Annotated in this window: 3 protein-coding genes and 12 pseudogenes; 9 read left to right on the plus strand and 6 right to left on the minus strand. The window is 51.8% G+C overall.

The window, feature by feature from the left end:
* Positions 1-49: 49 nt before the first annotated feature.
* From ACWWJF_RS16205 to xylA, 5 genes and pseudogenes are all read right to left on the minus strand, one after another.
* Positions 50-1,091: pseudogene (locus ACWWJF_RS16205) on the minus strand (IS481 family transposase).
* Positions 1,092-1,302: 211 nt separating this feature from the next.
* Positions 1,303-1,644 (minus strand): annotated as a pseudogene (locus ACWWJF_RS16210) (xylose isomerase); the annotation flags it as partial.
* 8 nt (positions 1,645-1,652) lie between these two features.
* Complete coding sequence (locus tag ACWWJF_RS16215; RefSeq protein ID WP_455870035.1) at positions 1,653-2,984, minus strand: IS4 family transposase; 1,332 nt, start codon at positions 2,982-2,984, stop codon at positions 1,653-1,655.
* Between the two features lie 61 nt (positions 2,985-3,045).
* Positions 3,046-4,375: pseudogene (locus ACWWJF_RS16220) on the minus strand (IS4 family transposase).
* Positions 4,376-4,484: 109 nt separating this feature from the next.
* Positions 4,485-5,453: pseudogene (gene xylA / locus ACWWJF_RS16225) on the minus strand (xylose isomerase); the annotation flags it as partial.
* Positions 5,454-5,510: 57 nt separating this feature from the next.
* Between xylA and ACWWJF_RS16230 the strand changes: the two are divergent.
* From ACWWJF_RS16230 to xylR, 5 genes and pseudogenes are all read left to right on the plus strand, one after another.
* Positions 5,511-6,205 (plus strand): IS1 family transposase gene (locus tag ACWWJF_RS16230; protein ID WP_455870036.1). Its coding sequence is split into 2 segments (ribosomal slippage): positions 5,511-5,754 and positions 5,754-6,205, totalling 696 coding nucleotides; the frame shifts between segments, so codons are not numbered across the junction.
* Positions 6,206-6,213: 8 nt separating this feature from the next.
* Positions 6,214-7,202: pseudogene (xylF, locus tag ACWWJF_RS16235) on the plus strand (D-xylose ABC transporter substrate-binding protein).
* An 85-nt stretch (positions 7,203-7,287) separates the two neighbouring features.
* Positions 7,288-8,827, plus strand: a pseudogene (locus ACWWJF_RS16240) (xylose ABC transporter ATP-binding protein).
* Positions 8,805-9,993, plus strand: a pseudogene (gene xylH, locus ACWWJF_RS16245) (xylose ABC transporter permease XylH). The pseudogenes ACWWJF_RS16240 and xylH overlap by 23 nt, the downstream one beginning before the upstream one ends.
* 130 nt (positions 9,994-10,123) lie before the next feature.
* Positions 10,124-11,302, plus strand: a pseudogene (xylR, locus tag ACWWJF_RS16250) (D-xylose utilization transcriptional activator XylR).
* A gap of 40 nt (positions 11,303-11,342) precedes the next feature.
* Here xylR and ACWWJF_RS16255 read toward each other — a convergent pair.
* Positions 11,343-11,918, minus strand: a complete 576-nt coding sequence (locus ACWWJF_RS16255; RefSeq protein ID WP_455871131.1) for a DJ-1/PfpI family protein — start codon at positions 11,916-11,918, stop codon at positions 11,343-11,345.
* 488 nt (positions 11,919-12,406) lie between these two features.
* Here ACWWJF_RS16255 and ACWWJF_RS16260 point away from each other — a divergent pair.
* From ACWWJF_RS16260 to ACWWJF_RS16275, 4 pseudogenes are all read left to right on the plus strand, one after another.
* Positions 12,407-12,703: pseudogene (locus tag ACWWJF_RS16260) on the plus strand (argininosuccinate synthase domain-containing protein); the annotation flags it as partial.
* A 180-nt stretch (positions 12,704-12,883) separates the two neighbouring features.
* A pseudogene (gene argG / locus ACWWJF_RS16265) lies at positions 12,884-13,943 on the plus strand (argininosuccinate synthase); the annotation flags it as partial.
* A gap of 286 nt (positions 13,944-14,229) precedes the next feature.
* A pseudogene (locus tag ACWWJF_RS16270) lies at positions 14,230-15,233 on the plus strand (IS110 family RNA-guided transposase).
* A gap of 280 nt (positions 15,234-15,513) precedes the next feature.
* Positions 15,514-15,957: pseudogene (locus ACWWJF_RS16275) on the plus strand (YigZ family protein); the annotation flags it as partial.
* Positions 15,958-15,967: the final 10 nt, after the last annotated feature.

Raw genomic sequence — 15,967 nt, forward strand, 5'->3', positions numbered from 1 at the left:
TCAGACCTGATCTGACAGTTACCGGTTATTTATACAGGTGTCTGTCAGATTAAATCTGGTTCAGATTTTTTTCTGCCCAGACTCGTTTACCATCAAGTAACGTGGCCATTGGCGTACGCCCGCAGCACATTTTACCCTGATGAGTTCGCTCATTATTGTAATGCCACAACCAGTTGTCCAGATCCTTTTGTAGACTTTCTAGGTCCTCGTATAACGTCTTACGGAACGCAACCTGATAAAAATCCTGCAAAATAATTTTATGGAAGCGCTCGCAGATACCGTTTGTCTGCGGAGACATCGCTTTCGTTTTCGTATGGTCTATATCGTTGATAGCCAAGTACAGCTGATAGTCATGTTGTTCCACTTTACCGCAGTACTCCGTCCCCCCTGTCCGTCAGTATTCTTAGCATTGGCAGCCCCTGAGCTTCGTAGAACGGCAGCACGCGATCATTGAGCAGGTCGGCGGCAGAGATCGGTGCTTTACTCGTGTAAAGCTTGCAGTGCGCCACTTTCGAGTACGTATCCACGAACGTCTGCTGGTAGATACGGCCAACACCTTTCAGATTACCCACGTAGAAGGTGTCCTGCGACCCCAGATAACCCGGGTGAGCAGTCTCTATTTCACCACAGGCTTCGTCGTCGTGCGCCTTCTTCTCCAGTGCAGCGATTTGAGCATCAGTAAGTACGATGCCTTCTCTGGCAACTTTTTCCTCAAGTGCCTTCAGGCGCTTACGAAAGTTTTCCAGATCGTGTCGTTGCCAGATGGAGCGCACACCGCTGCCAGAAATGAAGACGCCTTTTTTACGCAGCTCATTACTGGTCCGGTGCTGGCCATGAGCCGGGAACTCAATGGCGTAATCAACAACCGCACGTTCAGTGGCTTCATCAGCACGGTTTTTCAGGTTGGGAACCCGGCGGTTTTGGTTAACCAGAGCGTCAATGCCGCCTTCTGCCGCCAGTTCCTGATAGCGATAAAACGTGTCGCGTGACACCCCCATGATTTTACAGGCTTTTGATACGTTACCGAGTTCTTCGGCGAGATTGAGCAGGCCGGCTTTGTGTTTGATGATGGGATTGTTAGTATGAAGCATGAGAGTTACCTCGTGTTTTGTATAAGGATTCGACACCCATATCAAAACCGGTAACTCTCAACCTTTCAAGGTCCAGTGTCAGATCAAGTCGCGACTAATACACATAATGTGAGATCCTTATTTAGACCTGCCGATACCGCTGTAATTCCCACCGCGTTATTCCCACGAATAAGTCGCAACATCCGTGAGAATAGGCGACTTTTAACCGTTACTAATACAGGTAGTTGTTGATCAAATTCTCCAACATTTCCTGATGCCCGCTTTGGTGTTTCGGTGCGAGTTGTTTTGTGTGGACGTATTTTGCCAACTGTTCGAGGGAAAGTTTACCTTGCAGGATTTGCTGCCCGAGTTCGCCGTTCCAGCCCGCATAGCGTTTAGCAACCCATTGGTTCAACTTGTCATCTTCCAGCATCCGGGCTGCGACTTTTAGCGACAACGCCAGCGTATCCATGGCACCTATATGGGCATGGAACAGATCGTAGCGATCGGTGCTTTGGCGACGCACTTTGGCGTCAAAATTCAGTCCACCGGTTGTGAAGCCACCCGCTTTGAGGCACCTCGTTATACACATCTCTGTTCGTGCCTGAGCGCGCGTAGCGTTTCGGCGGCCATCATGACTTTCTGCAAGCCTTTCCAGATAGTTTTTGCGCCTGGTTCACCGTCGCCTTTTCGAGCAAGAAAGCCTCCCAGTTGCGCAACTAAGCGCAATACTTCGTTTAGCTTAGGGCGGCCCTTGGGCATACGCTTGTTCATCAGTAGGTAAGCTCCATGAGTCTCGTCGGAATCAAAGAACAACATTGCGTCCAGCTCTGGACAGGTTCGTCCCATACGCATTAAATAGGCGATGCGCCATGCCACGATCATGAACAGCGCCAATGCCCGCTCAATGCGATCCACGGTCGATAACTGTAACGCTTCGACACAGCAGCCGTTCTTCAGCACATTGAAGAACATCTCGATTTCCCATCTAGCCCGATACCAGTCGATCAGCTCCACGATATCTTCTCGTCCTTCAGGTACGCGATTGCTCAGCAACCGCCACTCGACCGGCTTCACGCCTGCTGGCGGCTCAATTTCCTTGGCTATCACACAAGTCACTGCCAACCCGCAACGCAGCGACACTCGCTTCACGCGCAGCGCCTGTTTCACCGTACGCGCCTTCTGCCCCGCGCGAGCCGCCATAACGAATTGGATTTCTCCCACCGGCACGGTCTTTCCAACCTTCTGCCAAAGCTTCTCATTACAGTCCAGACTGCGATTATGAGTCGAGCGGATCAACCAGTCAGCCTGAGTGCCAAGGTCATCAGCGAGCTGCATCAACGCCTTGATATCCGCTTCGCGATCGGCTAAGTACACCAGACGTGTGTTTGGCAACTCCGAGGCGAGTTCAGCAACTCGCTCGTATCCCTCGAGCCAGCGCGTACTCTCCTTGAGCCCATCGCGTTTTCCGTCTGCATCCTTCGGCTCTCTTGCCCACATCCACGCATCCAGTACGCCCAACCCCACGCGATCCGGACTGACCGCGTAGGTCGGATGCAGGTACAGACCACGCCTGGCTTCGTAGTTCAAGGGACCCAAGCCTTGGATTTGCTGCCCGTTGAAGTCAAGCTCGGTAGTGTCTTGGATACACAGCACAACCTCGTGTTCTCGGATCCTTTCCTGCGTACGCTGCCAGTGAGGTTGCAGAATGTCTCGCCATTCGAATGCTTGGTTCTCCATGAAGCGGTAAGCACCCAGCGTCTCAGACCATCCGAGGCACGCATGCGGAATGCTGGCTTGCGGATTCTCAGCCAGCCGTATCAAAAGCCCTTTGGCGCGCTTATTGAGCCTCGTGTCACCAAGATTTACCCCTTCCAGTTCTTGGTGTGCCCAGCCATCTGAATCCCGTGTCATTTTTCAGCGCCGTAAATGGCGATAGTACACGTCGGTTTCACTTCATTTACAACCCACCTCGTTATACACATCTCTGTTCGTGCCTGAGCGCGCGTAGCGTTTCGGCGGCCGTCATGACTTTCTGCAAGCCTTTCCAGATAGTTTTTGCGTCTGGTTCACCGTCGCCTTTTCGAGCAAGAAAGCCTCCCAGTTGTGCAACTAAGCGCAATACTTCGTTTAGCTTAGGCGGCCCTTGGGCATACGCTTGTTCATCAGTAGGTAAGCTCCATGAGTCTCGTCGGAATCAAAGAACAACATTGCGTCCAGCTCTGGACAGGTTCGTCCCATACGCATTAAATAGGCGATGCGCCATGCCACGATCATGAACAGCGCCAATGCCCGCTCAATGCGATCCACGGTCGATAACTGTAACGCTTCGACACAGCAGCCGTTCTTCAGCACATTGAAGAACATCTCGATTTCCCATCTAGCCCGATACCAGTCGATCAGCTCCACGATATCTTCTCGTCCTTCAGGTACGCGATTGCTCAGCAACCGCCACTCGACCGGCTTCACGCCTGCTGGCGGCTCAATTTCCTTGGCTATCACACAAGTCACTGCCAACCCGCAACGCAGCGACACTCGCTTCACGCGCAGCGCCTGTTTCACCGTACGCGCCTTCTGCCCCGCGCGAGCCGCCATAACGAATTGGATTTCTCCCACCGGCACGGTCTTTCCAACCTTCTGCCAAAGCTTCTCATTAGAGTCCAGACTGCGATTATGAGTCGAGCGGATCAACCAGTCAGCCGGAGTGCCAAGGTCATCAGCGAGCTGCATCAACGCCTTGATATCCGCTTCGCGATCGGCTAAGTACACCAGACGTGTGTTTGGCAACTCCGAGGCGAGTTCAGCAACTCGCTCGTATCCCTCGAGCCAGCGCGTACTCTCCTTGATCCCATCGCGTTTTCCGTCTGCATCCTTCGGCTCTCTTGCCCACATCCACGCATCCAGTACGCCCAACCCCACGCGATCCGGACTGACCGCGTAGGTCGGATGCAGGTACAGACCACGCCTGGCTTCGTAGTTCAAGGGACCCAAGCCTTGGATTTGCTGCCCGTTGAAGTCAAGCTCGGTAGTGTCTGGATACACAGCACAACCTCGTGTTCTCGGATCCTTTCCTGCGTACGCTGCCAGTGAGGTTGCAGAATGTCTCGCCATTCGAATGCTTGGTTCTCCATGAAGCGGTAAGCACCCAGCGTCTCAGACCATCCGAGGCACGCATGCGGAATGCTGGCTTGCGGATTCTCAGCCAGCCGTATCAAAAGCCCTTTGGCACGCTTATTGAGCCTCGTGTCACCAAGATTTACCCCTTCCAGTTCTTGGTGTGCCCAGCCATCTGAATCCCGTGTCATTTTTCAGCGCCGTAAATGGCGATAGTACACGTCGGTTTCACTTCATTTACAACCCCACCGGCTGCCTATTTCAGCCCGCTAACCCTTGGCATATAAGGCGTTGCGGACTTGTGTATAACGAGGTGGCTTTGAGGATCTCATACATGATTAAGGCATTCTCTTCCACGCTGTTCGGGAACTGATCGGTATCCCAGCCCAACTGTGGGTCGCCACGGTTGGCATCAACCGAACCAAAAATCCCCAGCGCGATGGCAGTGGCGATTTCATGGTGGAACGTGTGTCCTGCCAGCGTAGCGTGGTTTGCTTCAATATTAACCTTGATCTCTTTTTCTAAACCGAACTGTTTCAGGAAACCATAAACGGTTGCCACATCGTAATCGTACTGATGCTTGGTCGGCTCCTGCGGTTTCGGTTCGATAAGCCGCGTGCCCTGAAAACCGATTTTATGCTTATGCTCTACCACCATCTGCATAAAGCGGCCAATCTGTTCCCGTTCCTGACGCAAATCGGTATTTAGCAAGGTTTCATAGCCTTCGCGCCCGCCCCACAGCACGTAGTTTTCTCCTCCGAGCTTCTGAGTGGCGTTCATAGCAGAAAAGACCTGTGTCGCTGCCCAGGCAAAAATTTCCGGATCTGGGTTGGTGGCAGCACCGGCAGCATAACGAGGGTGTGTAAAGCAGTTGGCGGTTCCCCAGAGCAGTTTTACCCCTGTTTGCTGCTGCTTTTCGGCAAGTTTGTCGACAATTGTTTGGAAATTATACAGATAGTCATTCAATGAACTGCCTTCCGGTGCGATATCCACGTCGTGGAAGCAGTAGTAAGGCACGTTCAATTTTTGGAAAAACTCAAAGGCAATATCGGCTTTTTGTTTTGCCAATTCCAGGGGCTCCCCTGCCGCTTGCCAAGGGCGTTCAAAGGAGCCAACGCCAAACATATCGGCACCGTTCCAACAGAAGGTGTGCCAGTAGGCGACGGCGAAACGCAAATGCTCTGACATCCGTTTTCCCAAAATTTCCTGTTCGGGATTGTAATGGCGGAAAGCGAAGGGATTTGTGGTGCCGCGGCCTTCATAACGAAGGTAATGCCTTCAAATAGTTGGCTTTTGTGATATTCTGCCGCTATTTGAGGTTTCCACGTGGTTACTGTTTTTGTTCATTGCCCTCGCTGCCATTCAGATAAAGTTTATCGACATGGCCTTAGTCCAACTAAGCGCGAACGCTTCCGGTGTCAGTGCTGTCGCCGTTTATTCCAGCTTACCTACCGCTATGAAGCGCGGAAGCCGGGAGTCAAAGAGCAGATCGTTGATATGGCCTTCAACGGTGCCGGTGTTCGCGATACCGCCAGAACGTTGAAAATCGGCATCAATACGGTCATCCGGGCTTTAAAAAGCTCTCGCCCCGCAGGATAACGTCTTCTCCCGTTGCTCACGCCGACGTCGCCCTTATCTGTGAACTTGATGAACAATGGAGCTTCGTTGGCAGTAAGGCGCTACAGCACTGGCTCTGGTACGCTTACAATACCAAAACGGGCGGTGTTCTGGCCTACACTTTTGGCCCCCGAACCGGTGAGACCTGCCGTGAATTGCTGGCTCTGTTGACACCGTTCAACATCGGCATGATTACCAGTGACAACTGGGGCAGCTATGCAAGAGAGGTTCCGAAGCAGAAACATCTGACTGGCAAGATCTTCACGCAACGCATAGAGCGCAATAACCTGACGCTCCGTACCCGCATTAAACGACTGGCGCGTAAAACGATTTGCTTCTCGCGCTCCGTCGAGATCCACGAAAAAGTCATCGGAGCCTTCATCGAAAAACACATGTTCTACTAATTGGAGTCATTACCCACTTTTTACTGTCAGCCTGTGCCGCACTTGCGTTAATAAGCCATGCCGGATTTGCCAAAGAGGTAAAATTGGTATGGCAATCGATGACTTGCGTTTGGAACGCTGGCAGAAAGATCGCGATCTCTTCGTTGCCAAGGCGCAAGCGCAGGGGGCGACGGTGTTCGTTCAGTCTTCGAACGGCAATGAGGAAACCCAGATTTCTCAAATAGAAAACATGATAAATCGCGGCGTCGATGTCCTGGTTATTATTCCTTATAACGGCCAGGTGCTTAGCAATGTGATTGCAGAAGCAAAACGCGAAGGTCTCAAGGTCTTAGCCTATGACCGCATGATCAATAACGCGGATGTGGATTTTTACATCTCGTTTGATAATGAAAAGGTGGGAGAGCTACAGGCGAAATATTTGATTGACAAAGTGCCACAAGGTAATTATTTCCTGATGGGTGGTTCACCGGTGGACAATAATGCAAAACTGTTCCGTAAGGGACAAATGAACGTATTAAAACCCTTGATTGACTCTGGGAAAATAAAAGTCGTTGGCGATCAATGGGTCGATGCGTGGTTGGCAGAAAATGCCTTGAAAATTATGGAAAATGCACTAACGGCAAACAATAACAATATTCAGGCTGTCGTCGCCTCCAATGATGCCACGGCGGGCGGTGCGATTCAGGCTTTGGCCGCTCAAGGCTTGGCGGGCAAGGTGGCGATTTCCGGGCAGGATGCGGATTTGGCGGCGATAAAACGCATTATCGCTGGCACGCAAACCATGACGGTGTACAAACCGATCACCAAGCTGGCAACGGAAGCCGCTGATATTGCCGTTGCGTTAGGGGCGGGAAAAGCCCCCAAATCCAACGCCTCGCTGGAGAATGGATTAAAAGCGGTGCCATCGTATCTGTTAGCGCCGGTGCCGGTTGATAAATCCAACATTGAAACCACCGTGATTGCCGATGGGTTCCATAAAGCCGCCGATCTGAAGTGATTAACTGGCCCCGAGTGTCCTCTGACACCGGGGCTTCGGTTGGCTGCGTTACCGGGTGTGCGGCGAGGGAACTATGGAGGCGAGAATGCCGTTCTTGTTGGAAATGAAAAACATCACCAAGGTGTTTGGCAGCGTAAAGGCGGTGGATAACGTCAGCCTGGCGTTGGAAGCCGGACAAGTATTATCGCTGTGCGGTGAGAATGGTTCGGGTAAATCGACGCTGATGAAAGTGCTTTGCGCCATTTATCCCTTCGGCAGCTATGGCGGGGATATCCTCTTCGCTGGCGATCCGCTGCACGCCAGCCATATTCGTGATACTGAGCAGAAGGGTATCGCCATCATTCATCAGGAACTGGCGCTGGTCAAAGAGATGAGCGTATTGGAGAACATCTTCCTGGGTAATGAGTGGACGGCACGCGACATATTAGACAGTGATTCGATGTTTTTGCGCTGCCAGACCATGCTGGCGCGCGTCAAGCTTGAGGTCGATCCTCATACCCGAGTCGGTGAACTGGGTCTTGGCCAACAGCAACTGGTGGAGATTGCCAAGGCACTTAACAAGCAGGTGCGGCTGTTGGTATTGGACGAACCGACTGCCTCACTGACTGAGCGGGAAACCGCGATTTTGCTGGATATCATTCGTGATTTGCGCAATCACGGTATCGCCTGTATCTACATTTCCCACAAGCTAAATGAAGTCAAAGCCATTTCGGACGTCATCTGTGTGATTCGCGATGGCAAGCATATCGGTACCCATCCTGCCGACTCGCTTAGTGAAGAGCAGATCATCGCCATGATGGTGGGGCGGGAGCTAACCGAGCTTTACCCCTCTGAAGCGCATGACATTGGCGAGGAGATCCTGCGCGTCGAACACCTGATGGCGTGGCATCCGGTTAACCGCCATATTCGTCGCGTCAATGATGTTTCCTTCGCGCTGCGTCGGGGGGAAATTCTGGGCGTCGCGGGGCTGGTTGGCTCCGGCCGGACCGAAACGGTGCAATGTCTGTTTGGTGCTTACCGTGGACGCTGGCAGGGCAATATTGTGCTCAAGGGGCAGCCTGTAGCGATTAACGATTGCCAACAGGCGATGGCGCTGGGTATCGCGATGGTGCCGGAAGACCGCAAAAAGGATGGCATTGTTCCGGTGATGAGCGTGGCGCAAAACATTACGCTGGCGGCACTCGATCGCTTTTCCGGGCTGTTTCTTCGCTGGATGACACGCGCGAACAGGATGTGATTCGCCAGTCGATTGCCCATCTTAAAGTGAAAACGGCCAGTCAGGATTTAGCCATTGCCCGCCTGAGCGGCGGGAACCAGCAAAAAGCGGTTTGGCAAAATGCCTGTTGTTAAACCCCGATGTTTTGATCCTCGATGAGCCTACGCGCGGTATCGATATCGGCGCAAAATATGAAATATGTAAACTTATTAATTAGTTAGCCAAAAAAGGGATGGCGATTATTGTCATTTCATCCGAGCTGCCGGAGGTGCTGGGACTGAGCGATCGTGTCCTGGTGATGCATGAAGGGCGTGTAAAAGCCGATTTGGTTAATCACGATTTGACACAAGAGCAGGTTATGGAAGCCGCGCTGAGGAGTGAACAACATGTTGAAAACGCCACCGTCTAATGCCTCTGCCGATACCCTGGCACCCAAACAACCGGCACCAGCCGGCGAGGCCGTGCGCTGGTTCAGGCAGGTAAATCTTCAGGTGTTTGTCATGATTGCTGTCATTATCGCGATTATGCTGTTTTTCACCTTGATGACCGATGGCTCCTATCTCAGCGCGCGTAATGTGTCTAACCTGCTGCGCCAGACGGCCATCACCGGCATTTTGGCGGTGGGGATGGTGTTTGTCATCGTCTCGCCGAAATTGATCTCTCGGTAGGCTCCATGATGGGGTTACTGGGCGGATTGGCCGCCATCTTTGACGTGTGGTTAGGATGGCCGCTGCCGTTGTGGTGACGCTGCTTCTGGGGCTGTTATTGGGTGCCTGGAACGGCTAGTGGGTAGCGTACCGTAAAGTGCCCTCATTTATTGTTACCTTGGCGGGAATGCTGGCTTTTCGCGGTATTCTCATCGGCATTACTAACGGTACCACCGTCTCTCCGACCAGTAGCGCCATGGCACAGATCGGCCAAAGCTATCTGCCTGCGGGTGTAGGATTTACGCTTAGGGTAGCGGGGTTACTGACATTTATTGCCTGGCAATGGCGTCGGCGGCAAAAACGGGCCAGTCTGGGGCTGACCGTAACGCGTCCAGTCAGTGACATTGGCCGGCAGGCCGTTATGGCGGTGCTGGGCGCGATTTACCTGCTGAATGACTATAGTGGTGTGCCAACGCCGGTGCTGATTTTGACGCTGCTGATGCTGGGCGGGATTTTTATGGCAACGCGCACGGCGTTTGGGCGTCGCATTTATGCCATTGGTGGCAATATCGAGGCGGCCCGTTTGTCGGGTATCAATGTTGCACGCAGCAAGCTGGCGGTTTTTGCCATTAATGGGCTGATGGTGGCGGTTGCAGGGTTGATATTAAGTTCGCGTTTGGGGGCGGGCTCACCTTCTGCGGGCAACATTGCCGAGTTGGATGCCATCGCTGCGTGCGTGATCGGTGGCACCAGTTTGGCCGGTGGTGTTGGCAGCGTAGCCGGGGCGGTCATGGGGGCGTTTATCATGGCCTCGTTAGATAATGGAATGAGCATGCTGGATGTTCCAACTTTTTGGCAGTACATCGTCAAAGGCGGCATTTTGCTGTTGGCGGTGTGGATGGATACGGCCACCAAGCGCAAGGGCTGACCGTCTCTGATGACATGATGTCAGCGGGTCTCAGGAAACAGGCTGCGGCTCGCATTAATCAGCAAAATATTTTTGCTCATCGTGGGGGTGTGCTATTGAGAAAGGCATGTCCACGGCTGGAGCAGTGAATATGTTTGAAAAACGCTATCGTATTACGCTGTTGTTTAATGCCAATAAAGTCTACGACCGGCAAGTGGTGGAGGGCGTGGGCGAGTACTTGCAGGCCTCTCAATGCGGTTGGGATATTTTTATTGAAGAGGATTTCCGCTGCCGTATTGATAATGTGAAATACTGGCTGGGCGATGGCGTGATTGCTGATTTTGACGATCGGGAAATTGTTCAGTCGTTGCAGAATGTCGGCGTGCCATTGGTGGGCGTTGGCGGCTCTTATCACGATCCTGATGACTATCCTCCTGTGCATTACATCGCGACCGATAATCATGCCCTGGTGCAATGTGCGTTTATACATCTGAAAGAGAAAGGGCTTAATCGCTTTGCCTTTTATGGATTGCCGCCTTCGGGTGGCAAAGGGTGGGCGCAGGAGCGCGAGTACGCTTTTCGTCAACTGGTCGCATCGGAGCAATATCAGGGCGTGGTGTATCAGGGGATGGAAACCGCGCCGGACAACTGGCAATACGCACCGTCTGGCAGACTGGGTGCAAGCCTTACCGCCACAAACCGGCATTATCGCCGTTACGGATGCTCGAGCCCGCCATTTGTTGCAGGTGTGCGAATATTTGAACATCGCGGTGCCGGAAAAACTCTGTGTCATCGGTATCGATAATGAAGAGCTGACGCGTTATCTGTCTCGGGTGGCGCTCTCATCTGTTGCGCAGGGTACACGGCAGATGGGCTATCGCGCCGCCAAATCGCTGCATCAGTTGTTACACCATCCGGTAGTACTACCGCTTCAGCGTATTTTGGTTCCTCCCGTGCGGGTGGTAGGGTGCAGTTCCACCGATTACCGTTCGGTGCACGACCCGGCAGTATTCAGGCCATGCACTATATTCGCTGCTATGCCTGTAAGGGTATTAAAGTCGAGCAGGTGCTGGATGCCGTCGGCATGTCGCGCTCCAATCTGGAAAAGCGCTTTAAAGATGAAATGGGGCAGACCATTCACGGTGTCATTCACGCAGAAAAACTGGAGCGCGCGCGCAATCTGCTGGTGTCAACGTCACTGTCGATCAACGAGATCTCGGTGATGTGCGGTTACCCGTCGCTGCCCTATTTTTATGCGGTGTTCAGGAAAGAGTATGATTTGACGCCGAAAGAGTATCGCGATCGTTTCGGTGAAGATATGAATCGGTGAAATGCCCGGCCTCGTTCACGATAGCCGGGTTAGCGGTTTTTTAGGCCGGTACGCGCCAGTGATCGTAATAGATATGCTCGATCTGGAAGTTGGTGTCTTCAACATCGCCGGTCAAACTGCAGGCAATAGTGCCCGCGAAGTCGAAGGCAACACCCAACCCTTTGCCGCTGATCAGATTGCCATCTTCTACCACGTTCTGATCGACATAGACGCCGTCCGTGACATCCTTCCAAAGATCGCCAGAACAGACATAGCGTCGGCATTTTAGCAGTTTGTTGCCGCCCAGCACGCGCGCTGCCGCAGAACAGATCGGACAGATCAGTTTCCCTGCGTCGTCATGACGGCGAATAAACTCGGTGACTAGCGGGTTTGCTGCCAGACTCAGCGTACCTTGCAAGCCGCCTGGGATGACCACCGCATCGAACAGTTCATCCATACTTCTTTCCAACAGCGCATTAGCAAACATGCGAATATTGTGGTAGCTGCGCAGTTCCAGCATGTCTTGGCAGGACAGCATTTTCACGCCGATCTTCATACGGTGCAGGATATCTATCACCATAACCGCCTCTGCTTCTTCAAAGCCTGGCGCCAGCAGGACGGCGACTTTCTTAGACATAACATCTCCAGCAAATAGGCAAGGGAAACCATAGTTCGCCGAGAATAACAAAGATTTATCCTTTAAATGAAACATTGTTTTATTATTTGGTTTCCCGTCGCGTAAATCGATTTTAGCCGCTGGATTGGCAGTGAAATGGCGGTATAATTGCCTGCTGAGTTTGTTTACTCTCCGAGCTGTTCTTCATTGCATATTCTCTGTGGTTGAAATCCATAGATACCGTTACATTCAAAGGTGGCTTAGCGACATTGACGGTTTTTTGCAGAAATCATCACTGGGCTCTTCCTGTCGCGGCAAAAAGATGTTTAAATTATAACTCATTTATTTTGCATAAATATGCATTTGTTGGGTGACGAACAGTATCGGTACATGCGCGTGCCGCCACGCGTATAACGATCTGATTTTTTCTCATCAATGCATGGCGTAACATAATCGTGGTGTGGCTGTTAAGCTTCTCTCCATAAGTCTATCGAGCAGGGATTTATTTTATGACGACGATTCTCAAGCACCTTCCGGCAGGTCAGCGTATTGGCATTGCGTTCTCCGGAGGCCTGGATACCAGTGCAGCGTTGCTGTGGATGCGTAAAAAAGGGGCGGTTCCTTATGCTTACACCGCAAACCTGGGACAACCGGATGAGGATGACTATAAAGAGATCCCTCGCCGCGCAATGGAGTATGGCGCAGAAAATGCCCGTCTTATTGACTGCCGCAAGCAGTTGGTTGCGGAAGGCATTGCCGCGATTCAGTGCGGTGCTTTTCATAACACCACGGGTGGCCTGACCTACTTTAACACATATCGTTATACACATCTTTCTAACGCACTGTTTAATCAATGAGTTACGGGTTTATCTCAGAGTGGCATTTTGAACCTCAAAAAGCCAATGGGATGGCTTGAATGCCTTAATTCACGGGGTTCTGAGCATCCTGTTCAAAAAATGGCCAAAAGATGTGTATAACGATATGACTTTAACACTACCCCGCTGGGCCGTGCGGTAACCGGCACCATGCTGGTCGCGGCCATGAAAGAAGATGGCGTGAATATCTGGGGGGACGGTAGTACTTATAAAGGTAACGATATCGAGCGTTTCTACCGCTACGGCCTGCTGACCAATGCTGAACTGAAAATCTATAAGCCGTGGCTGGATAAGGATTTTATTGATGAACTGGGCGGCCGTCAGGAGATGTCCGAGTTTATGGTGCAGTCTGGCTTCAACTATAAGATGTCCGCAGAATAAGGCCTACTCGACCGACTCCAACATGCTGGGCGCAACGCACGAAGCGAAAGATTTGGAATTCCTGAACTCCAGCGTGAAGATCGTTAACCCGATCATGGGCGTCAAGTTCTGGGATGAGAACGTCAAGATTGCGGCAGAAGAAATCACGGTACGTTTTGAACGCGGCTATCCGGTGGCGCTGAACGGCAAAACTTTTGCCGATGATGTGGAACTGATGCTGGAAGCCAACCGCATTGGCGGTCGTCACTGTTTAGGCATTAGCGATCAGATTGAAAACCGTATTATCGAAGCGAAGAGCCGTGGCATCTATGAAGCCCCCGGCATGGCGCTGCTGCACATTGCCTACGAGCGTTTGGTTACCGGTATTCATAATGAAGATACCATTGAGCAATACCATGCGCACGGTCGTAAGTTGGGCCGTCTGCTGTATCAGGGGCGTTGGTTCGATCCGCAAGCACTGATGCTGCGTGATGGGTTGCAACGCTGGGTGGCCAGTGCGGTCACCGGTGAAGTGACGCTGGAACTGCGTCGCGGCAATGACTATTCCATCCTGAATACAGTGTCGGATAACCTGACCTACAAGCCGGAACGTCTGACGATGGAAAAAGGCGACTCGGTGTTCTCACCGGATGACCGTATTGGTCAGTTGACGATGCGTAACCTGGATATCATTGATACGCGTGAAAAACTGTTCAACTACGTCGAAACCGGGTTGCTGTCCTCCTCTGCGACGACAGGCTTGCCGCAAATGGAAAGCGTGGAACAGTTGCAGGATAAGAGCAGCAAATAACGCGCTGCTGGTTGCATTCCTTTTCAAGAGGGCACCTACGGGTGCCCTCAGCTTGATGGCAAAGTTACTACCCCTTGTCATCCTCGGCTGCCCTTTCGCCATCCTCTGCTCCCCTTTCGTAACCCTCGGCAAAAGCCGGGGATCTTTGTAAGAATAATCGCGTTTCTTCAGCAAGAGATTCCTGCCTTCGCTGGAATGACGGTGGGAGTTGGGCCCTAATGAGATGGTCACCCCCACTCTGTGAGCGGTACGCTGGCAGGGTGTTTTTCTTTCAGGAGAGGCCATCATGGAAAACGTTACTCTTATTGGTATCGATCTCGGTAAACATTCTTTTCATATTCATTGCCAGGATAAGTCAGGTAAAGCGCTTCTGCGTAAGAAGTTTACGCGCACAAAGCTAATGCAGTTTTTGGCGACGTGCCCGCCCTCGGTTGTTGTTATGGAAGCTTGTGCCGGTGCACACTTTATGGCGCGGCGTATCAATGATAGCGGCCATGAAGCAAAACTTATCTCTCCGCAATTTGTGCGCCCGTTTGTCAAGGGCAATAAAAATGATTTTGTTGATGCAGAGGCGATATGTGAAGCCGCATCCCGGCCGTCAATGCGTTTTGTTCAGCCGAAAACGGAGGTTCAGCAGGCGATGCGAGCACTGCATCAGGTCAGGGAATCTCTTATCAGAGATAAAGTAAAAACCACTAACCAGATCCACGGTTTTCTGCTGGAGTTTGGGATAAGCCTGCCAATCGGCGAGGCGGTAATAAAGCGACTGTCTCTGGTGCTGGCTGAGCACGAAATCCCCGCATACCTGAGCCGTCTGCTGATGAAGTTACATGCCCACTATCTTTACCTTGTCGAGCAAATAACAGCGCTGGAATCAGAATTAAATCAGTCAATCAAAGCTGATGATACTGCACAGCGAATTATGACAATTCCAGGCGTCGGTCCGATTACTGCCAGCTTACTTTCATCATAGTTCGGCGATGGAAAACAATTTTCATGTAGCAGGGATTTTGCGGCTTCCACAGGGCTTGTACCGCGACAATACAGCACAGGAGGCAAACCGACTCTGCTGGGGATAAGCAAACGAGGTGATAAAAATTTACGCAAACTTCTGGTTCAATGTGCCCGCTCGTTCATGATGCGACTTGAATATCAGCAGGGCAGGCTTGCTGAATGGGTTCGGGGCAACTCGATAACAAACATTCAAATATTGTCGCCTGTGCTCTGGCAAACAAACTGGCGCGAATAGCCTGGTCAATCACAACTAATCACAATGAATATCAGGCCTGATGTTATGTAGAACTAAATCAACAGACTGATTATTAAGTAATTAAACAGCAGTTACCTATCTGGTTTTGCGAAGACTGATTATTGATGACATGAACGGCATATCGGCCTGCTGAAAAACCTGACGACAAAAATGGCTCACTGAAGCCGAGGGCCTTTTCAGGTTCACCAGGCGCGGAACTCATCGAGGCGCGGGCATCTCGCCCACAGAGACGCCGGATAGATTGAAGCAAGCCCACCATTAGTCAAAAATCAGTGTTGCAAAAATGGGGGTGACCATAGATTTGTTGCCGGGGCACCGGATGATTCGCAACAGCTTGGCTTTTCGGATGATGGTGAGCCTTCAGGAACGGCGGGAAAACCCATGCTGGCGCAGCTGATGGGGAGCGGAATCGGTGAGATAACCGCTGTCTCGGTGCGTTACTATGGCGGCATTCCGCTAGGTACTGGGGGATTGGTCAAGGTGTATGGCGGCGGTGTCCAGCACGCATTGAAGCACATGGAAACGCTGGAAAAAGTGCTGCGCTCGGCGTATCGGCTACAATGCGACTATACCTTACATGCGCCCGTTAGCGCGTTGATTAGGCAGATGGTCGGTGAAGTGAATCACTGCGATTATGGTGCGGAAGTGACGTTGCAGGTGGCGATCCCTGACAGTGCTTACCAAGAAACGGTGCGCCGTTTGTGCGATATAAGCAGGGGAACGTTGCAAATATCCATTATATGATAATAATTCA

The sequence above is a fragment of the Symbiopectobacterium sp. Eva_TO genome, assembly GCF_053848865.1.

What these genes read in the sequence shown, in the direction of transcription:
- ACWWJF_RS16215 (WP_455870035.1), bottom strand. Translation starts at nt 2,984, where the DNA reads ATGACACGGGATTCAGATGGCTGGGCACACCAAGAACTGGAAGGGGTA.
- ACWWJF_RS16255 (WP_455871131.1), bottom strand. Translation starts at nt 11,918, where the DNA reads ATGTCTAAGAAAGTCGCCGTCCTGCTGGCGCCAGGCTTTGAAGAAGCA.